Origin of the sequence: Salifodinibacter halophilus (assembly GCA_012999515.1) — a bacterium.
GTDB classification, from domain to species: domain Bacteria; phylum Pseudomonadota; class Gammaproteobacteria; order Nevskiales; family Salinisphaeraceae; genus Salifodinibacter; species Salifodinibacter halophilus.
The window spans coordinates 538,703-558,956 of record JABEEB010000001.1 but is presented as its reverse complement, the minus strand read 5'-3'; the positions used below and the strand labels follow the sequence as shown (position 1 = coordinate 558,956).

The following is a 20,254-nucleotide window of genomic DNA, read 5'->3' as shown; positions in this document are numbered from 1 at the left end:
TTGTTGTTCAATATCCCTGTTTGAGCGCGGCGGCGATGAATTCATCCAAGTCGCCATCGAGCACTTTCTGTGTGTTGCCAACTTCAACACCGGTGCGCACATCCTTGATACGCCCCGCATCCAGAACGTAGGAGCGGATCTGGCTGCCCCAGCCGATATCGTCCTTGTTGGCCTCGGTTGCCTCGGCTTCGGCGCGGCGGCGTGCCATTTCACGTTCGTAAAGCTTGGCACGTAGCTGCGTCATGGCCGTCGCCCGATTGCTATGTTGTGAGCGACTCGCCTGACATTGCACCACGGTGCCAGTCGGCTCATGGGTTATGCGCACGGCCGACTCGGTGCGATTGACATGCTGACCACCCGCGCCACTAGCACGATAGACATCCGTTCTAAGCTCGGATGGGTCGATTTCGATGGCGACCGAGTCATCAATCTCTGGCGACACGAACACAGCCGCAAACGATGTATGTCGGCGTGCCCCCGAATCGAACGGCGATTTGCGCACAAGCCGGTGGACACCAGTCTCCGTGCGCAGCCAACCGTAGGCATGGTCGCCGCGCACCGCAAATGTCGCACTTTTTATGCCAGCCACATCGCCGGGCGAATATTCGGTGATCTCGGTCTCGAAACCGCGGTGTTCGCACCAACGCAGATACATCCGGAGTAACATTTCAGCCCAGTCTTGGGCTTCTGTGCCGCCAGACCCGCCTTGGATCTCGACAAACGCATTCGATTCGTCGGCCTCGCCCGAAAACATCTGGCGTAGTTCCAGATCTTCGATCGTTGTTTCCACGCCAGCCAGTGATTCATCGACATCGGCCAGCACATCGCCAGCCGCTTCAGTTGCTGCGAGTTCAATCAACTCGGCGCAATCATCGAGCGTGGCCGACGCGCGCTTGAGCGGCTCGACCGTCCCAGCCAACTGCGCGCGCTCACGCTCGAACTGCTGCGCCCGCCCTGGTGAATCGGCCCAAATCTCGCCGCGCGCGAGTTCGGCTTCTATTTCGGTTAACCGGTCCTGCTTGTCAGCAACGTCAAAGATACCCCCAGAGTTTGTCTAGTCGAACGCGCAGCGTATCGATTCGTGACGTACGCGTGTTTTCTTCGGCCATGGGTCACCGTTTAGCTGCCAACAGCAAAGCTGAAGCGAAAAAATTTGGGTAGGCTATGGTGGCATCAGACGAAGGTCTGATACGCTATGCGAAAATTATAACTAATAAGTTATGCGGCGTATGCCGCGGCGACCCACGAGTAAGAGGAGAAGAAATGAATACCAAGCGAGTCATGGCGGCCAGTGTGGCCGGCACCATCAGTCTGGCGCTATCAGGCGGTGCGTTTGCCGCTAACGCTGATAAGCCGATGGACAAGCGTGTCTACATTGCGCCCATGGTCAGTTACGGCTTTTTCGATGATGACACAATCACCCATAACCCCGATGGCAAGCTCGAGCGGGATAATGTTCCCGGGGGCACGCTGGCACTTGGTAAGCCAATCAACAAATGGTTGAACCTGGAACTTTACGGTTTCTACTTCAATCCAAGCCAGACCGCTAAAGTCCGCAATAGTGGCACTGCACTAGATGGCAACCACAAAACCGGGAAAGGCTCGATCTGGGGCGTTGGTGTCGATGCCATGTTGTTCCCCGCACGCAACACCTTCCCGATCTACGGGCTGTTGGGTGCCTCGTTCGGCCAGCACGGCGTTAACACGCCCGAGGGCAGCAGCAACGGCAACCTAGAGACGCAATCGTCGAATCGTGAGTTCACCCGGTATCTGGATGCCGGTATTGGCTATGTGTACCCGATCACGGATTACGGCATCAAAGTGCGGGCCGAGTGGCGCTATCGCTACACCGACGTCAACAGCTCATCTAACACGATGGGTCAGCACTTAAGCGATGCTAAATTCGGCGACAACATCTTGTCGTTGGGTCTGCAAATCCCACTCGGTGCAGCACCGCAAGCGACCAGCACCGAACCGGCCCCCGAGCCGCAGCCGAAAGACAGTGACAACGACGGCGTGCTGAACAAAAATGATCAGTGCCCGGACACTGCACCCGGCGCTGAAGTCAACGCCAAGGGCTGTCAAATCAAGCAGACCAAGCCGGAACCAGTCGAACTCAAGGGCGTAACCTTCCGGTTCGACAACTCGAGCCTGACGGATCAAGCGAACCGTCGGCTGCAGAACGTGGTCAGCGCACTACAGCAATCACCGGAAGTCGATTTCCGTCTAGACGGCTATACCGACAGCGTCGGCCCACAGAGCTATAACCTGGGGCTATCGCAGCGTCGTACCGACTCCGTGAAGAGCTATCTGCTTAACCACCAAATTAGCGGATCCCGGATCACCGGCGCCAAAGGCCACGGTGAGAAAAACCCGGTAACCACTAATAAAACCAAGGCGGGTCGTGCTAAGAACCGCCGCGTCGAAATCACGGTAACCGACGGCCCTAACCAGTAAGGCCATATACCGTTTCGACAAAGCCCGGGCGCGTCCGCGCGTCCGGGCTTTTTTATGTGTATAAATCGCGCCTCTAAGCAAGCGATGAGGCTCGCGAGCTCGGTTAGAAACCGTTGCCAATCACCATCGTTATCCAATAGGGATAGCGGCTTTAATGATTGACCGCCTTCCACTTAAGCGCGCCGGACCAGTTATTCCCCTACCAGTTTGACGGGTCCAATCCCGATAACGGGTTATAGGTGATCTGGTTTCCACGAAAACCACTCCTACTTGGGAAAACACGCAGCCCCCGCTTCCGGCAGATACCAGAGACAGCACTGCGTCCATCGCCGAAGTGGCCCGGGCGTGTACATATCTTGCATTCCACAGAATGCCTCGAAAGGGGATTCGCCGCGCTGCGAACGAGGAGTTCCATGCCATCAAGGCGACGAAGCCACGGGTATGAACTATCCCTGTGATCTACGTACAGTCACAGTTCAACAATCAATGAAATCGCGACGAATTGACCATTGATCGCTATTCCTGATGTGGAGTCGCGTTCATGAGCGGCGCATCAGTGGCATATGCAAACCAAGTGACGCTGGGCGCGAATCGCCCGTTTGGCACCCAATCTAGAGCCACGGCTTCCATGGGGCGAGCCTTGCATCCTGCCGATAACGACTATTTTTTGTATACGTGCATCCAGCGCAGCTTGGTTTATCGAAACGTGAGCTAGAGGAGTCCGCCTTGAAGCAGGGGCTTTACTAAGGATCGATTATGGGCAAGCACTCAAGAGTCATGATCGGCCACCAAATGGGATTGTCACTTCCAAGTTGAGACATGGAGCCTCGAAGCTTGAGGAACAACCTTATCAATGGAGCTTGAGATTCGGCCGCAGGACACGGTTAAGCCGGTCAACTACGACTTTCAACAATGTGTTGAACGTGCCGTGAATCGCCCGCTGGTGCATCCGATAAAGCGAGACGTAAAAGAGTTTGGCTAGACGCCCTTCGATGAACAAATGGCCTTTCGTGGCCGATGTCATCAAGTTGCCCACAGCATCGAAATGAGATAGTGAAATAAGCGATCCCAAATCGCGATAGTGAAATAACTTCAATGGCTTATCAGCAATAGCCGCACGCAGATTGCCGTAGAGCGTATCAGCCATCTGGTGCGCGGCCTGAGCCCTTGGTGGCACCATCCTGTCATTGCCTTGCGGACAGGCGGCACAATCTCCGATGGCGAAAATACGCTCGTCGTCCACGCTCTGAAGCGTCTGGTGCACATCGATTCGATTATTCGCTGCGGTCGACAAGCCTAGATTCGCCAACACGTCGGCGCCACGCACCCCGGCGGCCCAGACCGTCAAATCCGCGTCGATGCGCTGCTCATCCGCGGTATTAAAACCATGTGCATCCGCCTGGGTGATCTTCGTTTCCAGGTGAATTTGGATCCCCATTTTTTCCAGTTGTCGGTGAACGGCATGGCCGATACGTGCTGGCAATGCTGGCAGCAGACGCGGCGCAGCTTCGATCAGATGGACCTGGAGTTGATCGCGGCCAATCCCCGAATAGCCGTAGCTTTTCAGCATTTCGGTCGCACCGAGCAGTTCAGCCGAAAGTTCGACGCCCGTAGCGCCACCCCCGACGATCGCGATCGATAAGCAAGGTCGCTCACTGCCCTCGCCGTCTCCATAGCGCAGGAAGGTGTTGAGCATGGCACGTCGAAAGGCTTCGGCCTGAGACGCGCTGTCTAGAAAATAGCAGTGGTCGGCGACGCCGGGCGTTCCAAAGTCATTGGATATACTGCCCAATGCGAGCACGAGATAGTCATAGCCAAGCCGACGCTCACTGAGTAATTCATTGCCGTCGTCGTCGTGTAGCGATGCCAGTTCGACTTCGCGGGCCGTACGATCAATACCGGTCAATGTGCCCAGTTGGTAATCGTAACCGTGTTGGGCGCCATGGCCTTGATACGCTGTTTCATCCAAACTCTGGTCGAGCACGCCGGTGGCGACTTCGTGGAGCAGCGGCTTCCAGATATGGGTCGAATCACGGTCGACCAACGTAATCTGGGCCTTGTCCCGGCGACCCAGCCGTTTCCCCAGCCGCGAAGCCAGCTCGAGACCGCCGGCGCCACCGCCGACCACAACGATTCTTGGCGTTTCCATCATATGTCCAGTTATGGAATAAGTCAGATACCGGGCGAACCAGAAGCAACCTTTCGACGGTCGATCAAAATTCCATCCACCCCGGTCAAGCGCCTCGATTTTACTTGCTTGGCGTCGGCGCCGACGGCAGAACGAGCCGCTACTACATCAAGCCGATATTAACGCCCGCGTCGAACCCAACCAATACCGGATATTCTGGCCGGCACGCATATGAATCCAGCATTGGGCGCACCACCGTGTCCGGAAGGCGATCCGTTGGTACCAATCAATCCACCAACGGCCCACGGCGAGTGATTATACCCGCATGTACGATTGCCCCATCTTGTGTAGGCGGGCGATTCGCTCCTCGGTCGATGGATGCGTGGCGAATAATTTGCTAAACCCTTTAGCGCTAAGCGGGTTGACGATAAACAGATGAGCCGTCGCCGGATTTTTCTCAGCACTTTGAACTGGTTGTTGGCGATTGGCCGATTCCAATTTCGCGAGTGCACTGGCCAGACCGTCGGGACTGCCAGCGATCTCAGCACCGCCCGCGTCCGCACCAAACTCGCGCGAGCGTGAAATTGCCAGTTGGATAAGCGATGCCGCGATGGGCGCGACGATCAAAAGGAGCAGACTCCCGATCATACCGCCCGGCCCTTCGTCGTCCTCGCCGCGCATGCCACCGAACAACATCGCGAATTGGGCGATATTGGCGATCATGGCAACCGCACCAGCGATCGTTGCAGCCAGTGCGCTAATCAACGTGTCACGATGGCGAACGTGAGCCAGTTCGTGGGCCAGCACTCCTTTCATTTCTTCACGGCTCATGGTTCGCAGCAACCCAGTCGTTACCGCCACGGCCGCGTGTTCCGGATTGCGGCCGGTAGCAAACGCGTTCGGCGCTTCGGCGTCCACGATATAAACCGCGGGCATCGGCAGTCCCGCGTTCTGCACGAGCTCTTCGACCAAGCGATAGAGTTTGGGCGCGCTGTCGCGATCAACCGCACGCGCGTCGTTCATTCGCAGTACCATCCGGTCGGAAAACCAGTAGCTACCGAGATTCATCGCACCGGCCACGACCAACGCGAGAACCATGCCGGCGGTGCCGCCAAGTGCACTGCCGATAAGCACCAGCAACACTGTAAGGCCGGTAAGCAAAAACGTCGTCTTGACAATATTCATAAGGCCCCCTCTTTACGTATGTCGTAAATATGGCGACGAATCCTGATAAAGCCAATCCTTGGCGCGCGTCTGTTTTAAATCAAGCGTAGCTCAGTAGACGTGATATTGGCCTACAACCACGAACTCGCTCGACCGCTTAGCCGAACGGATCGCGACAAACGATTGCGTCGGTACGATCCGCGCCCGTCGATACAATATCGATCGGTGTGTCCACCAGTTCGGCCAAGCGGTCCAGATAGGCCCGCGCGTTGGGCGGTAGTTCGGCAAGTTCTCGCACACCGGATGTGTCCGACTGCCAACCTGGCAAATCTTCGTAGATTGGCTCGCAGCGTGCCAGCACATCGGCCCCGGCTGGCGCGAAATCCAGTCTCTGACCGTCCAGCTGATAGCCAATACAAACTCGGATAGACTCGAGCTTGTCCAGCACGTCGAGCTTGGTGACACCTAGGCTGGACAAGCCATTGTTGAACGCACTTCGCCGTAATGCGGCGGCATCGAACCAACCGCAACGCCTCGGCCGACCGGTAACAGAACCGAATTCGTTACCGCGTTCGGCGAGATGCCGACCGGTCGCGTTGTCTTGCTCGGTCGGGAATGGTCCGCCGCCGACGCGGGTTGTATAAGCTTTGACGACGCCGATGACATCATCGATATAGCCCGGACCCACACCGGTTCCAGTCGACGCCCCGCCAGCGATTGTATTCGACGACGTCACGAAGGGATAAGTGCCGTGATCAATATCGAGTAACGCCCCTTGGGCACCCTCGAATAGAATCGAGTCGCCAGCCATGCACGCGCCTCTGAGCGCGTTGGTTACATCGGTCGTGATCGGTTTGAGGGCCTCCGCATGTGCCAGCAGGTCGTCGCAGGTTTGCTGGTAATCGACGGCATCGACTTGATAATACTGTGTCAGCACGAAGTTGTGGTAATCCAGCGCGACCTCCAAGCGCTCGCGTAACCTGGATGGATTGAACAGGTCGCCAACCCGCAATCCGCGTCGGGCCACCTTGTCTTCGTAAGCGGGGCCGATGCCACGCCCGGTCGTACCGAGCGCAGCTTGCCGAGCGCCGGATTCGCGGGCAGCGTCAAGTGACACATGACTCGGCAGGATAAGCGAACATTCCGAGCTGATCCGCAGTCGGTCGGCAACCGGTACGTCGCGTGCTTCCAACTCGGCACGCTCGGCCGCGAGCGCACTCGGCGACACGACCACACCATTGGCGATGTGATTGGTCGTACCGGCGTGCAAAATACCCGACGGAATCAGGCGTAAAACCGTGGTCTGGCCGTCGATGACCAGCGTATGACCGGCGTTGTGCCCGCCCTGAAAACGCACCACATGCCGGGCACGCCCAGTCAGCATGTCGGCGATCTTACCCTTACCTTCGTCGCCCCATTGGCTTCCGATAACCACAATGCGCCGGCTCATGATCTTATTCTCCAACTCCAGTTATTGGCGCCAATTGCCATGTGTCGTCATCGCTATACACCAATCTGTATGCGCAGTTTTCGTCCGGCCGACCCGGGTCAGCTGAATCATCGCTATCGACTACGACGCGCCACCCTGCGTTACGCAGCCGGGCAATCTCGGCATCCAACGCTTCGTCCTCAAGCATCGGCGCCACTATCGTTGTCGCGGTCGTTTCAATGTTTATCTCGCCCAATGCCGCGAGAACGTTGAGATCCGCTGAGAAGCCGGTAGCAGGCCGTCCATGGCCAAATGCTTCGCCGACGTTGTCGTAGCGACCGCCGCGTGCCAGTTCCCGACCGTGGCCTGGGGCGAACGCAGCAAATAACAGCCCCGTCTTGTAACGATAACCGCGCAGTTCGGCAAAATCGATGAAAATGGCGCGCTCGGGATAGCGGCGTTGAATCGCCCCGACTATCGATGCCAGTTCCTCGATTGCCGCATCGATCGCATTGTCGATCCCACCGATGACCTGCCGCGCCCGCGCCAGTGTCTCGCTATCGCCATTAAGATCGATGACCGCGGCGAAACGCGCATGCGTTCGTGTGTCGAGTACGCCTTCGCTCACCAATGCATCGAGATCGGGGCGCGATTTTCGTTGGACGATGTCGAACAGCCGCGCTTCAGTGTGCACATCCAGTTTGGCGCGCTCGACCAGCCGTCGATACACTTGAACATGACCTAAATCGATGCCGACACCGACGATGCCCATCAGCCGCAGCGATTCAAGCATCAACGACAGAATTTCGACGTCAGCTGACAGACTGGCGTCACCAAATTTCTCGGCACCGATCTGCAGCGGTGCGCGAGAACCACCCGGCTCTTCAGTCCGTGTATGCAGGACGCTGCCGATGTAACAGTAGCGTGCCGAACCGGTCGTAGCGAATCGCTGGGCGTCGATGCGGGCGATCTGCGTCGTCATATCCGAGCGCACGCCGAGCGTCCGACCATTGACCTGATCAGTCAGCTTGAACGTCTGAAGATCAAGGTCGGCACCAGCGCCGGTCAGAAGCGAGTCGAGATACTCGATCAGCGGCGGCCGTACGAGATCAAACCCCCAACGCCAATATAGATCGAGCAGATCACGCCGCGCGCATTCTAATTGCCACGATGTCGGCGGCAACGTCTCAGGCACGCCCTCCGGCAACAACAGCCGCTCGAACGAGACCTGCGAGAGATCGAGAGACTCGGCCATGCGTGTTTCCTCGGTCCTTAGTGGTGCTATGCGATGAGCTGTAACGCGACCAGCCCAACCATAACCAGTGCGCCGCCGAAAACGCGTATCTGCCGTGGGTCGACTTCGGTCAACTGCGCCAACGTATTACGCCACCGATCGGGGGCCAGGAATGGCATCAATCCTTCGATGACACAAACGAGCGCTAACGCCCGAAAAAGGTCGGCCCAAGCCACGTTAGATCAGGAGCTATTCGACTTAGACTTGGCCGCGTTTGACGATTTGCCCATTTCGGAGTCACGCGACAGCGGATTGAAAAACTGGAACAGCTTTCCGTTCGGCTTGAGCAGCAGAAGATCGCCCGATCCAATATTGTTTCGATAGAGCTGCAGGCTCCGATAGAAGGTATAGAACTCCGGATTCTGCTTATAAGCCTTGGCGTATATACGAGCAGCCTTGGCATCGCCCGCGCCTTTCAGCTTTTCCGCCTTGCGATAAGCTTTGGCCAGAATCTCGGTCCGCGCACGCCGCGCATCCGAGCGAATTTCCTTACCCGCGGCATCACCTTCAGCACGCAGTGCCTTGATGACCTCTTCGCGTTTGGACCGCATGCGTTTGTATACCGACTTGCTGACTTGCTCCGGCAAGTTCAATTTCATGATGCGAACATCAGCCACATGCATGCCGTATTGCTTGGCATCCTTATTCACTTGAACGGCAACCGCGGCGAGAATCTGATCACGCTGATTGCCAACCGCCTGCTCGATGGTTCGTTTTGAGAACGCGGCCAGCAGATCGTTTTTGACCAGATCGGAGAGCAGCCCCTGGGCACGCTGCGCACTGCCGTGTGTCGACAGATAATAGTCGACCGTGTCATTGATGCGCCATTTCACATAATATTTAACAGCAAGGTTCTTGCTTTCTGCGGTCAGCACACGATCGATGTTGCCGGTCAGAGCCCGGATCCGCCGATCGAAGTTATGCTCTTGCTGAATGAAAGGCACCTTGAAGTGCAATCCGGGCGGGTAATTCGAGCCAACGATGTCGCCCATCTGTACCAGCACGATGCGCTCGCGCGGTGTAACTACGAAATACGAATTATAGGCAACGACCACCGCGATTACCGCGATGACCAAGCCAGCGATCTGTTTACCCGTCATCGATTGCGGTTCCGGTTTCGAAGACTATTATCGGACGATTGATTCGTCTGCTGCCCGTTATTACCTGACGACGCATTCGTATTCGATGAACCATGGTCACCGTTCGTCATCGGCTCGGGCAGCGCGGGACTGTCACCAGGCTCCGCCATATTCTGGCTACCCGATTCATTATCCGAGGACTGCTGACGCTTTGCTGCTTCAGTCTTTTCCGAGAGCACTTGTTCCAGCGGTAGATAATTCATCGATCCTTGACCGCCGGAATTGAGAATCACGTGACTGTTGCCCAGCACTTTGCTCATGGTTTGCAGATAGAGCCGGTCACGCGTGACGTTCGGCGCATTTTCGTACTGAGATTCGAGCTTCGCAAAACGCGCTGCCTGACCTTCGGAACGTGCCACTGTGCGCTGTTTATACGCCTTGGCCTTGGCCACGGTCTGGGCTTTCTCGCCCTGCGCTCTCGCGACAAGGGCGCGGGCGTAAGCGCGCGCCGTGTTTTTCTTGTTGACTTTCTGCTCGCGCGCCTTGATTGCCTCTTCAAATGCGTTTTGCACCGGCTCTGGCGGCTGAGCGTACTTCACGTTAACGCTCATAATCTCAATACCGGCCTCGTATTGATCGAGCCGATACTGCATTAATTTCTTGATGTTGGTATGCAGAGTTGCCCGCGATCGGTTGGTAATCTTCGGCTGCTGCTTGAGCTGCGCCTTGATTTTACTCACGAGCTCGTCGTCCAGATTAGCCATCGGCGACTCTTGCGGCTCGCTCGATTGCTTTTCCTTTTTCAGGTCGACTTTCTTATCGGCTTCCTGTTTCAGGCTTTGGACGTCGACGCCTTCCTGAATAACCTCATTCATGCTGCTATTTCCGACCACTGAACGGACCGCCGCGCGCAACACGTGCAGCACCGTCATATCGGGTTCGCGCAGCCGGAATAAGTAGTGCATCGCGTTCGAAACGCGATATTGAACAGCGACTTTGACGTCGACGTAGTTTTCGTGCGTGGTCAGCATCACCGCGCGCTTGCTGGCGCTGCGAACCTTCTGCGTATCCACTTTGTAAACACTGTCAACAGGATACGGGACACGCCAGTGCCAGCCCGGCGCCGACGTATGTGTATATTCCCCGAAGCGAAGCACAACGCCCTTTTCACCCGGCTGCACGACATACAGTCCCGTTAACAGCCAGACGACAATGATTACGGCGATGATGGCGCCAAGCAATGCACCACTAACGCCGGAAGAACCGCCGTTACCACCGCTGCCGCGGTCACCATTTGCGCCGCCCGTTAGCTTGGCTCGGAGCCGTCGCCAGAGTTCGTCTAGGTCGGGCGGGCCGCTATTGTTCTTGTTGTTCCCACCGCCAGACCAAGGATTCTTATTACCTCCGCCTCCAGGCTCATTCCACGCCATTAAACGTCACTCTGACCATACATGCGCCGCAATTCTAGCGGTCGACCTTGGCCCTGTCGAATATTGTGTCCGCCGGCATGCTTCATGCTGCGCTGACGAACTTCATCCTGCGGCATTATCCACGCTCGTCAACTGATCATCGGCGTCTCTTAGCTGCGACAACGACCAGCCGGCTCGTGATGCTGCGGCTTCGAGATCACCGATCGAGGCCGTAACATCCAGGATCAGATTGCCATTGGCCGTTCCTGTCTCTTCGGTCACTTGGCCCAACTCATAAATGTCAGCTCGCAGTCGGCCAGCCGCAGCCGGTATCTCGAGACGCTCACGCCTGATGTCGGGTCGACAACGCTGACCCAACGCTTCGCGCAATGCTGCGACGCCCTCGCCGGTTTCTGCCGATACAAAAGCTCGCACTGGATGACCATCGGTGTCGACTTCGACACGTGGCTCGCATTCGGCTAATTGATCGATTTTGTTGTAGACCGCCATGACTGGCAACTGACCGGCACCGATCTCAGTCAGCACGGTTTCGACTTCGCGCATCTGATCGCGCTGTTCCGGATTGGACACGTCGACGACATGCAATAGCAAATCGGCGTCACGCGTCTGTTCCAGGGTGGCCCGAAATGCCGCGATCAATTCATGTGGCAGGTCGCGTATAAAGCCCACCGTATCGCTGACAATCAAAGGATCGCCGACGTCGACCGACATACGACGTAACGTTGGATCGAGCGTGGCGAATAGTTTATCCGCCGTATACGCGCTCGTATCGGTCAGCATATTGAACAGTGTCGATTTGCCGGCGTTGGTATAGCCCACCATCGACACCAGCGGGTTGCTGACATGCCGACGCGCCGACGCACTCTGATCGCGCTGTACGGCAACTTTGCGTAGGCGTTTTTGCAAAAGCGCAATACGATCATCGACCAATCGACGGTCGACTTCTAGCTGCGTTTCGCCTGGGCCACGGAGTCCGATACCGCCGCGTTGGCGCTCGAGATGCGACCAGCCTCGCACCAGCCGCGTCGCCAAATGCCGCAGCTGGGCCAGCTCGACTTGAAGTTTGCCCTCGTGCGAGCGCGCTCGCCGCGAAAAGATATCAAGAATGAGGCCGGCTCGATCGAGCACTCGGGCCCCCAAACGTTTTTCGAGGTTACGCTCCTGACTCGGCGACAGGTCGTGGTTAAAGACCGCCAGTGCGGCGTTGTTGTCGGTGATTGCGGCCGCGATATCATCGGCTTTGCCGCCACCAACGAAATAACGCGGGTCCGGCGACAAACGACTACCGCCGATATGCGCTTTTACATCGGCATCGGCCGAACGAACAAGTTCGCGGAACTCGCGATCAGCCTCGCTGTAGTCACGCTCGCCGAAGGCGACATGAACGATAACAGCGGTCTGCCCGATCGCCGGACGTTCAAACACGCCGCAGCGACCGGTCCGCGGTCAATTTACATCGACTCATCTTCAACTGACATATCCTCGACCGCTTCATCATCGTCGACCTTGTCAATACGAACGTTGCGTGCGGGCACGATAGTCGAAATGGCGTGTTTATAGACCATTTGGCTGACTGCGTTTCGTAACAGCACGACGAACGAGTCGAATGAGTCAATCTGTCCCTGTAGCTTGATGCCGTTGACTAGATAGATCGACACCTGAACGCGTTCTTTACGCAAGGTGTTCAAAAATGGTTCTTGTAGGGACTGGCCTTTCGCCATGCTGCAACTCCTATAAAAGCTTATTTTTCCTAATGATACCGGCCCGTTGCGGCCGCTCCCGATCAGGTCAAAAAAAACGATCAATCGTTGATAATATTTGATCACGATTGCTCGCGCGGCCACTGATCAACCAGTCCGTATCGGCTTGACGACGCAACCAGGTCAGTTGGCGCTTGGCCAGTTGACGCGTCGCTTTCTTGGCGCCATACACACCATCATCGAGACTTATTTCACCCAGCACGACCGGCCAGAGTTGTCGATACCCGACCGCTCGAGCTGCTGCATTATTGATTGATAAGTTCGGGTTCTGAACCAGTGTTTCAACCTCCTCGAGAAAACCGCTTGCCAACATTTCGGTGAAACGCTGTTCGATCCGAGTATGAAGCTCAGCACGGCTGTCCGGTGCGACAACAATCTTGCAACATCGGTTCCCCAAGATGGACTCACCCTGGCCTGTTGCGCGTTGAGCACTCGGTGGGCGGCCAGTAACACGAACAATCTCCAATGCTCGTTCAATACGCTGGCGGTCGTTGGGATGAATTTCGTTGGCTCGTATCGGATCGAAGTGTGCCAAACGCGCGTGCAACGCCTGCCAACCGACCGTTTCGGCTTCGGAACGAATCTCTGCGCGCACCGCTTCATCGCGACTGGGTAGATCGCTTAACCCAAACTCCAACGCACGAAAATAGAGTGAAGTGCCACCGACCAGTAGCGCCGGTCGCCCGGCCGCATGGATTCGGTCGATTTCCGATAATGCGTCTGCACGAAACTCAGCAGCTGAATAATCCACCCAAGGGTCGCGTATGTCGATCAACGTATGTGGCACACGCCGGCGTGTCGCACACGATGGTTTCGCTGTTCCAATATCCATCCCGCGGTAAACCATCGCGGAATCCACCGACACGATTTCAGCGTTTAGCTTTTCGGCCACCGATACCGCGAGCTCACTCTTGCCCGAAGCGGTCGGCCCCATCAGCCAGACGAGCGGTGGCTGGCGCGAAACCGGCGTCACTGGCCACGCATGAAAAGTCGATCCAGTCCGGCACGGTCAACCTGGATCCAGCTCGGTCGGCCATGATTACAATGGCCGGCGTGGTGTGTGTGCGCCATATCCTGCAGCAGTTGATTCATTTCAGTAATCGTTAGCCGATGCCCGGCCTTAACGGCCGCCTTGCATCCGATATCGGCAAGAACGCCATCAACCACACCGCGAATGTGGGCATCAGCGCCATCGCCCGTTGTTTCACCAGACGTGTTTTCGCCAATCAACTGTGCGACGAGGTCACCAGCCAAGCCAATATAATCGCGCTCGGTCAGCAACTCAGGTATTGCAGTGATGCGCGCCTTGTCAGGCGCGCTCGGCGTTATTTCGAAGCCTAAATGGGCGACCGTGTCTTGATACGCCTCGAGCGCCTCGGCGCCACCCGGCTCCAAATCCAGGGCGGCCGGCACAAGTAAGCGTGACGATGCCAACGCACCGCGCGCGTGATTGGTCTTTAATTGCTCGTAGAGTACACGCTCGTGGGCCGCATGCATGTCGACCACAATCAAACCCTGTTCATTTTCGGCCAGAATGAAGATGTCATGGATCTGCCCGAGTGCGTGCCCCAGCGTATCGCTGCCTCCTGCCGGTGCCGTATCCGGCTGCGTATCTGGCACCTCCTGAACACCCAAGGGCTCCGCCGGCATTTGAAACTGATACTGGCTCGTGTATGCCTTATCCGGATAGCCGGCAACACTCGCCTCTCTCGGTGCCGAGATAGCTGCATGGCTTTGGTTAGTTGCGGTGTCACCCGGGCGATGCGCGGGCGATTCGACAACCGGCAGATCCGTGGTATGCGCGCCAGTCGATTGAGTCTCGTTGGCGGCCAGCGCACGCGCGACGCTGCGACGTACAAATTCATGCGTCGGCCGACTCTGGCGGAAACGGATCTCGGATTTGGCCGGATGCGCGTTGACATCAATCGCGGCCGCGTCGATTTCGAGATAGAGGATGAACGCCGGATAACGCTGGCTATGCAACAGATCGCGATAGGCTTCGCGCACGGCGTGGTTGATAACCGGATCGCGCACGGGTCGCTCGTTGACAAAGCAGTACTGCAGATCGGCGCGGGCGCGAGATAGCCCCGGTGTTGCCAACCAACCACTTAAACGCATGCCGTCGACAGCTTCGTCCAAAGCGATCGCGTGCTCGACGAACCCAGTACCAACGACTTTACCTATCCGTTCGACTATCGCCTGACGCTCAGTTGCAGGGGGCAATGCGACCCGGCAGGTATTGTCATGGATGAGTGAAAACCCTACATCGAAGCGTGATAACGCCAATTGGTTAAACACGCGCTGGATGTGGCGAAACTCGGTGGCCGCTGTTTTTAAGAATTTACGCCGTGCCGGCACCTGGCTGAACAACTCGAACACCTCGCAGCGTGTCCCTTGCTCAAGTGCTGCCGGACGAATATCGCCCGGTGTGCTGGCATCCACGACCGAGCCATGCCCTGCTTCCACTGATCGGGCACTCAAACGTAAGGACGCGACACTCGCGATACTGGCCAGTGCTTCACCACGAAACCCAAGGTACGGTGCCGCTTCAAGCGTCGCCAGGCTATCGATTTTGCTGGTCGCGTGGCGCGCCAGGGCCAGTCGCAATTCGTCCGCACTGATACCCCGACCGTCGTCCGCGACACCGATATAGCGTAAGCCGCCCTGCTCGATCTCGATACGAATGTTAGTGGCATCGGCATCGAGGCTGTTTTCCACGAGCTCCTTGACCACCGATGCTGGCCGTTCGACGACTTCGCCAGCAGCAATCTGGCTGATTAACTGGTCATCCAACGGATGAATCGACATTCAAAGCCACCTCAAGTGCGGGAAAAGATTCGCACTAGTGTCGGCCAATACGCGGCCACTAGCAAAGCCAGATATCGCATCAACGGCTTCCCCGGACAGGGTCTTGCCCGGGGAAACTCGAGCGGCAACAAAATCGCATCGCGTTTTCTTGACTCATTAAAAAAAATAAATCAACATAATCTTCGATGACCGCACACACCTCGGCAACTACACTGCTACGTCAAAGCGGACTACGCATTACCGCGCATCGTCGCGCTGTACTCGAATGGCTGGTCGATCACCCACATGCGACGGCTGATCAAGTACACGCCGGTGTTCATGAGCGGCTGGGATCGATTTCCAAGCAAGCCGTTTACGACGTTCTGACCAACTGCGTCGATGCCCAACTGGTTCGACAGATCAAGCCCGCGGGCCACCCCGCACGCTTCGAACGTCGTGCTGGTGATAACCATCACCATATGATCTGCCGCGACTGCGGCCGGATCGATGACGTCGATTGCGTTGCCAATGGTCAACCCTGCCTTGAGCCGTCGCAGAATCACGGCTTCGAACTCGACGAAGCCGAGGTGGTGTTCTGGGGTCGCTGCCCTGACTGCCACGGCAACCCCCCTCATTCATAGGAGCGACGCCACGATTTATAACCGTGGCTACTGTCATCAACAATGACGAGGAGCAAAACCATGACTGGCAAAACCCAAAATACCGAGACAACGGCGGCTGGCGAGCCTTACCCGAGCGATGAAAATTCGCTGACGGTAGGCAACGATGGCCCGATCGTTATGCACGACCATTTTCTCATGGAGCAAATGGCTGCATTCAACCGGGAGATGATCCCCGACCGCCAACCGCACGCCAAAGGCGGCGGCGCCTTTGGGCACTTTGAAGTGACCGAAGATCTTAGTGCCTACACCAAGGCTGACTTTCTCCAGAAAGGCAAAAAAACCGAAATGGTTGCGCGCTTTTCGACCGTTGCCGGCGAATCCGGCAGCCCGGACACCTGGCGCGATCCGAGAGGTTTCGCACTGAAGTTCTACACCGAAGAAGGCAACTTCGACATGGTGGGCAATAACACGCCCGTCTTCTTCGTGCGTGATCCAATGAAGTTTCAACACTTCATCCATTCGCAAAAACGCCGGGCCGACAACGGCTTGCGCGATCATGACATGCAATGGGACTTCTGGACCCAATCGCCGCAATCGGCCCACCAGGTTACCTGGCTCATGGGTGATCGTGGTATTCCGGCAACCTGGCGCCACATGAATGGCTATTCCAGCCACACCTACATGTGGGTTAATGCCGACGGCGAACGCTTCTGGGTGAAGTACCACTTCAAAACCGATCAGGGCATCAAGTGTCTGACCCAAGATCAGGCCGACGAAATGTGTGCCACCGACAACGACTACCATCGGCGGGATCTGTTCGACGCCATCGGGCGTGGCGACTATCCGACCTGGACCCTCTATGTCCAGATCATGCCGTACGAGGACGCCAAAACCTATCGGATCAGCCCGTTCGACCTAACCAAGGTTTGGCCACACGAGGACTATCCGCTGCACAAGGTCGGCACGATGACGCTCAATAGCAACCCGACCGATTTCCACTCGGAAATCGAGCAGGCGGCGTTCGAGCCCAATAATATGGTGCCGGGCACCGGCGTGTCACCAGACAAAATGTTGCTGGCACGCACGATTTCCTACGCGGATGCCCACCGGGCCCGCCTAGGCGTGAATTACAAACAGATTCCGGTCAACGTGCCGAAAGCGCCGGTGAATAGCTACACCAAAGGCGGTGCCATGCGCATCCAGAAGGTGAACGATCCGGTCTACGCACCGAACACCAAAGGCGGCCCCCAGGCGGATCCAAGCGCACATCCGCAAGACAACGTCTGGGACGCCAGCGGCGAGATGCAGCGCGCGGCCTATACGCTGCGTGCCGACGACGGTGACTTTAATCAGGCCAACGATTTAGTCAATAAAGTGATGGATGAGGCCGCGCGCGAGCGGCTTGTCAATAACGTCGTTGGCCATCTTTGCGGTGGCGTAACCGAGCCGATCCTGCAACGGGCGTTCGATTACTGGAAAAACGTCGATCAAACGATTGGCGAGCGCATCGAGAAAGGCGTTCGCGACGAGCAAAGCAAGGCTGCATAGCACGCAGTCAACCTTTCTCGCCCATCCAACGGCGCGTCGTTTTCGGCGCGCCGTTTTTTGCCTGCCAGAACGAACTCAGACGGTGCTGACAACGCCGCCCCTATCCCGAGATAATACGCGTCAGTAGATAGGGCCAAAGTCGCTAGCAAGAATACGCCCAATGAACCCCCAGGCGCTTGCCCGCAGCCAGGCCCAGAAGACGAACAGCCGGCAATTTCAGCTAGAACCGCGCGACATAATCGGCGGCGCTGGCAAATTAGAAGCGCGTCATCGCGCGCGCTCGGCCATGCCGAGTAATCGGCAGCCTCCCCACATGAACACCGCAAACAGCACGTGCGGCACGATCGCGGCGACGATCAGCTTGGGCGTCACCCCCAGGCCAAGAAAGCCCCAACCGGCGACGGGCATAAAGATCACCAGTGCAGACAACCACAAGGCCGCCGCTAGATATAGCGCGTGCGAGAAACGAATTCCGGGGGAAAGACGTGCGTACACCAGCGTCCACAGGATTACCCAGGCCGCATGGAATTCGAAGCCCACCGAGTTGGGCAGTGTGGTGCCAAATATGGCCTCGGCGAAGGCCAGTCCCAGCGGCTCGGGCAGCGGCGAGACACCCTGCTTGAACGCCATGAGCATGAACGCTGCAGTGAGAATGGCTGTGACCAACCCCACCACGACGGCCTTAAAGTCGCGTTGGCAATTCATGTTTCTTCCTTGTTATCAGATCGCTACCGCGGTGTCACAGATCGGCGCGCGCCAGCCGGCGCGTCCATGCCACATTGCTCGTGAGCGTCAGCCAGATAGTTCTGAACCCGGTCGTATAGAGGCACGGGGACGATTATGGGGTTGTATACGCTTGCGCCGAGAATACAGTGGAGCAATCCAAACTGTTCACGACTGATGTCACCCGGATACTATTTCATACCCCGTGATATTAAGGAAGATGACAGTTTTCGAACAAGTTTCTAAGTGTTCGACCAGGGGATTGCATCGTTGATGGCCATCATGACCAATCAACGTCGCGGGGTACTGATCGGCCGAGCGCCGCGTGACGCGACGCTCGCCGTGGTGTTTAGCCGCGTTTCTTCGGCGGCGGGAAATGGATCGGTCGATCATCGACCGCCAGTGCCGCCTCGTGTACGGTCTCACCAAGCGTCGGGTGACCGTGAACGATGCGCGCTATGTCTTCGCTGGCCGCGCGATACTCCATGGCGACCACGATTTCTTGGACCAACTCGGAGACGTTCGGCCCAATCATATGGGCACCGAGCACCTCGTCTGTCTCAGCGTGAGCCAATATCTTGACGAAACCAGCCTGGTTGCCAAGCGCCTTGGCGCGGCCGTTGGCCGCAAACGGGATCTGCCCACTTCGATAGGCGATACCGCCGGCTTTCAAGTCGGCCTCGCTATCGCCGACCCAGGCCATTTCCGGTTCGGTGTAAACCACCGATGGAATGGTCCGATAACTGACGTGCGGTAATTGGCCGGTCAGTTGCTCCGCGGCCGCAACGCCCTCTTCCATGCCTTTATGCGCGAGCATGGGGCTGCCAATCACGTCGCCGACGGCATAGACGCCAGGCAAGCTGGTTCGAAAATCGTCGCTGACGTCGATAAAACCACGGTCGTCCAGTGTAATCTGCGCGCTGTCGGCCAAGAGATTCGCCGTATGCGGCCGTCGCCCGACAGCGATCACAATCCGATCGAAAGTCTGACTCTTGGTCTCGTTGCCTGATTGATAGGTAACTTCAACTTCGCTGGAGCCAACGTCTACGCTGGTTACCCGCGCGCCGAGCTGAATATCCAACCCTTGGCTTTTGAACTGTTTTAATCCCTCGTTGGCAACGCCGCGATCCGCGATCGGCATGAAGTCGTCCAGCGCTTCCAGCAGCGTGACATCGGCGCCAAGACGTGACCAGACGCTACCGAGCTCCACGCCAATATATCCAGCCCCGATAACGCCAAGCCGATCGGGCACCTCGGTCATTTCAAGTGCACCACGCGAATCCAGAACACGATCGCCATCGAGCGGTGCGATGTCGAGTTTAGTCGGCTCCGAGCCGGCAGCGATAACGATATTATCCGCCGTTAAATCCGTCGCCTCGCCATTACTTGGCTCGAAATGCACGCGGCCGGTACCTTGGACCTCGGCCTCACCCGCCAGCCAGGCCACACCGTTAGCCTTGAACAGGCCGCCGATACCGCCGGTTAACTCGCTGACAATGCCGGCTTTACGCTTTTGCATAGTCGCCAGATCGAGACTGAGCTGGCCAACCTGGATGCCATGGCTGGCGAATTCCGAACCCGCAAGCTCGAAGAGTTCACTCGACTCCAATAGCGCTTTGGACGGAATGCAGCCGGCGTTCAAGCAAGTGCCACCGAGCGAAGATTTGCCCTCGCCGTCCTGCCATTTGTCGACACATGCGGTTGAAAGCCCTAGCTGAGCAGCACGAATGGCGCAACTATAGCCGGCTGGGCCGGCTCCGATAACAATGACGTCGTAATGGTCGCTCATGACAATCCTTTTCAACGCGTCGGCGCAACACTCTTACGTCGCG

The 20,254-nt window shown here is 57.2% G+C and carries 17 protein-coding genes; 3 read left to right on the top strand and 14 right to left on the bottom strand.

What is annotated here, in order from left to right:
- Positions 1-7 precede the first annotated feature (7 nt).
- A protein-coding gene (prfB, locus tag HKX41_02495; GenBank protein NNC23026.1) for a peptide chain release factor 2 occupies positions 8-1,109 on the bottom strand; the annotation gives its coding sequence in 2 pieces (ribosomal slippage) (positions 8-1,033 and positions 1,035-1,109; 1,101 coding nt in all).
- Positions 1,110-1,263: 154 nt separating this feature from the next.
- Between prfB and HKX41_02490 the strand changes: the two genes are divergently transcribed.
- Positions 1,264-2,457 (top strand): OmpA family protein, encoded by a 1,194-nt coding sequence (locus tag HKX41_02490; GenBank protein NNC23025.1) that lies wholly within the window; start codon positions 1,264-1,266, stop codon positions 2,455-2,457.
- 850 nt (positions 2,458-3,307) lie between these two features.
- Here HKX41_02490 and HKX41_02485 read toward each other — a convergent pair.
- The 11 genes from HKX41_02485 to mutL form a co-directional block, all read right to left on the bottom strand.
- Positions 3,308-4,606 (bottom strand): NAD(P)/FAD-dependent oxidoreductase, encoded by a 1,299-nt coding sequence (locus HKX41_02485; GenBank protein ID NNC23024.1) that lies wholly within the window; start codon positions 4,604-4,606, stop codon positions 3,308-3,310.
- Positions 4,607-4,900: 294 nt separating this feature from the next.
- Positions 4,901-5,770 (bottom strand): zinc metalloprotease HtpX, encoded by an 870-nt coding sequence (gene htpX, locus HKX41_02480; protein ID NNC23023.1) that lies wholly within the window; start codon positions 5,768-5,770, stop codon positions 4,901-4,903.
- 136 nt (positions 5,771-5,906) lie between these two features.
- Positions 5,907-7,199: an adenylosuccinate synthase gene (locus tag HKX41_02475; GenBank protein ID NNC23022.1), complete on the bottom strand. Its 1,293-nt coding sequence runs from the start codon at positions 7,197-7,199 to the stop codon at positions 5,907-5,909.
- 4 nt (positions 7,200-7,203) lie between these two features.
- Positions 7,204-8,433 carry an ATP phosphoribosyltransferase regulatory subunit gene (locus HKX41_02470; GenBank protein NNC23021.1) on the bottom strand — a complete coding sequence of 410 codons (1,230 nt, stop codon included), beginning with the start codon at positions 8,431-8,433 and terminating at the stop codon, positions 7,204-7,206.
- A gap of 26 nt (positions 8,434-8,459) precedes the next feature.
- Positions 8,460-8,591, bottom strand: coding sequence for a DUF2065 domain-containing protein (locus HKX41_02465; protein ID NNC23020.1), 132 nt, complete (start codon positions 8,589-8,591; stop codon positions 8,460-8,462).
- Between the two features lie 63 nt (positions 8,592-8,654).
- Entirely contained in the window at positions 8,655-9,572 is a 918-nt protein-coding gene (locus HKX41_02460; protein NNC23019.1) for a protease modulator HflC, read from the bottom strand.
- Entirely contained in the window at positions 9,569-10,981 is a 1,413-nt protein-coding gene (locus HKX41_02455; GenBank protein ID NNC23018.1) for a protease modulator HflK, read from the bottom strand. The genes HKX41_02460 and HKX41_02455 overlap by 4 nt, the downstream gene beginning before the upstream one ends.
- Before the next feature lie 102 nt (positions 10,982-11,083).
- Positions 11,084-12,406 (bottom strand): GTPase HflX, encoded by a 1,323-nt coding sequence (gene hflX, locus HKX41_02450; protein ID NNC23017.1) that lies wholly within the window; start codon positions 12,404-12,406, stop codon positions 11,084-11,086.
- 26 nt (positions 12,407-12,432) lie between these two features.
- Complete coding sequence (gene hfq / locus HKX41_02445) at positions 12,433-12,702, bottom strand: RNA chaperone Hfq (GenBank protein NNC23016.1); 270 nt, start codon at positions 12,700-12,702, stop codon at positions 12,433-12,435.
- Positions 12,703-12,769: 67 nt separating this feature from the next.
- Positions 12,770-13,675: a tRNA (adenosine(37)-N6)-dimethylallyltransferase MiaA gene (miaA, locus tag HKX41_02440; GenBank protein ID NNC23015.1), complete on the bottom strand. Its 906-nt coding sequence runs from the start codon at positions 13,673-13,675 to the stop codon at positions 12,770-12,772.
- 35 nt (positions 13,676-13,710) lie between these two features.
- Positions 13,711-15,549 (bottom strand): DNA mismatch repair endonuclease MutL, encoded by a 1,839-nt coding sequence (gene mutL, locus HKX41_02435; protein ID NNC23014.1) that lies wholly within the window; start codon positions 15,547-15,549, stop codon positions 13,711-13,713.
- A 185-nt stretch (positions 15,550-15,734) separates the two neighbouring features.
- On the opposite strand from mutL, the gene HKX41_02430 reads away from it, so the two are divergent.
- Both HKX41_02430 and HKX41_02425 read left to right on the top strand, forming a co-directional pair.
- On the top strand, positions 15,735-16,169 hold the full coding sequence (locus HKX41_02430) for a transcriptional repressor (protein NNC23013.1): 435 nt from the start codon (positions 15,735-15,737) through the stop codon (positions 16,167-16,169).
- A gap of 60 nt (positions 16,170-16,229) precedes the next feature.
- The gene (locus HKX41_02425) at positions 16,230-17,699 is read left to right on the top strand and encodes a catalase (protein NNC23012.1); all 1,470 of its coding nucleotides are present in this window, start codon (positions 16,230-16,232) and stop codon (positions 17,697-17,699) included.
- A 267-nt stretch (positions 17,700-17,966) separates the two neighbouring features.
- On the opposite strand, the gene HKX41_02420 is transcribed toward HKX41_02425, so the two are convergent.
- Both HKX41_02420 and lpdA read right to left on the bottom strand, forming a co-directional pair.
- Complete coding sequence (locus HKX41_02420) at positions 17,967-18,404, bottom strand: hypothetical protein (protein NNC23011.1); 438 nt, start codon at positions 18,402-18,404, stop codon at positions 17,967-17,969.
- Positions 18,405-18,771: 367 nt separating this feature from the next.
- Positions 18,772-20,211 (bottom strand): dihydrolipoyl dehydrogenase, encoded by a 1,440-nt coding sequence (gene lpdA / locus HKX41_02415; protein ID NNC23010.1) that lies wholly within the window; start codon positions 20,209-20,211, stop codon positions 18,772-18,774.
- Positions 20,212-20,254: the final 43 nt, after the last annotated feature.

Excerpts from the sequence above, each read along its gene's own strand:
- HKX41_02490 (NNC23025.1), top strand. The coding sequence starts at position 1,264 with ATGAATACCAAGCGAGTCATGGCGGCCAGTGTGGCCGGCACCATCAGT.
- HKX41_02485 (NNC23024.1), bottom strand. The coding sequence starts at position 4,606 with ATGGAAACGCCAAGAATCGTTGTGGTCGGCGGTGGCGCCGGCGGTCTC.
- htpX (NNC23023.1), bottom strand. The coding sequence starts at position 5,770 with ATGAATATTGTCAAGACGACGTTTTTGCTTACCGGCCTTACAGTGTTG.
- HKX41_02475 (NNC23022.1), bottom strand. The coding sequence starts at position 7,199 with ATGAGCCGGCGCATTGTGGTTATCGGAAGCCAATGGGGCGACGAAGGT.
- HKX41_02470 (NNC23021.1), bottom strand. The coding sequence starts at position 8,433 with ATGGCCGAGTCTCTCGATCTCTCGCAGGTCTCGTTCGAGCGGCTGTTG.
- HKX41_02465 (NNC23020.1), bottom strand. The coding sequence starts at position 8,591 with ATGCCATTCCTGGCCCCCGATCGGTGGCGTAATACGTTGGCGCAGTTG.
- HKX41_02460 (NNC23019.1), bottom strand. The coding sequence starts at position 9,572 with ATGACGGGTAAACAGATCGCTGGCTTGGTCATCGCGGTAATCGCGGTG.
- HKX41_02455 (NNC23018.1), bottom strand. The coding sequence starts at position 10,981 with ATGGCGTGGAATGAGCCTGGAGGCGGAGGTAATAAGAATCCTTGGTCT.
- hfq (NNC23016.1), bottom strand. The coding sequence starts at position 12,702 with ATGGCGAAAGGCCAGTCCCTACAAGAACCATTTTTGAACACCTTGCGT.
- miaA (NNC23015.1), bottom strand. The coding sequence starts at position 13,675 with ATGGGGCCGACCGCTTCGGGCAAGAGTGAGCTCGCGGTATCGGTGGCC.
- mutL (NNC23014.1), bottom strand. The coding sequence starts at position 15,549 with ATGTCGATTCATCCGTTGGATGACCAGTTAATCAGCCAGATTGCTGCT.
- HKX41_02430 (NNC23013.1), top strand. The coding sequence starts at position 15,735 with ATGACCGCACACACCTCGGCAACTACACTGCTACGTCAAAGCGGACTA.
- HKX41_02425 (NNC23012.1), top strand. The coding sequence starts at position 16,230 with ATGACTGGCAAAACCCAAAATACCGAGACAACGGCGGCTGGCGAGCCT.
- HKX41_02420 (NNC23011.1), bottom strand. The coding sequence starts at position 18,404 with ATGAATTGCCAACGCGACTTTAAGGCCGTCGTGGTGGGGTTGGTCACA.
- lpdA (NNC23010.1), bottom strand. The coding sequence starts at position 20,211 with ATGAGCGACCATTACGACGTCATTGTTATCGGAGCCGGCCCAGCCGGC.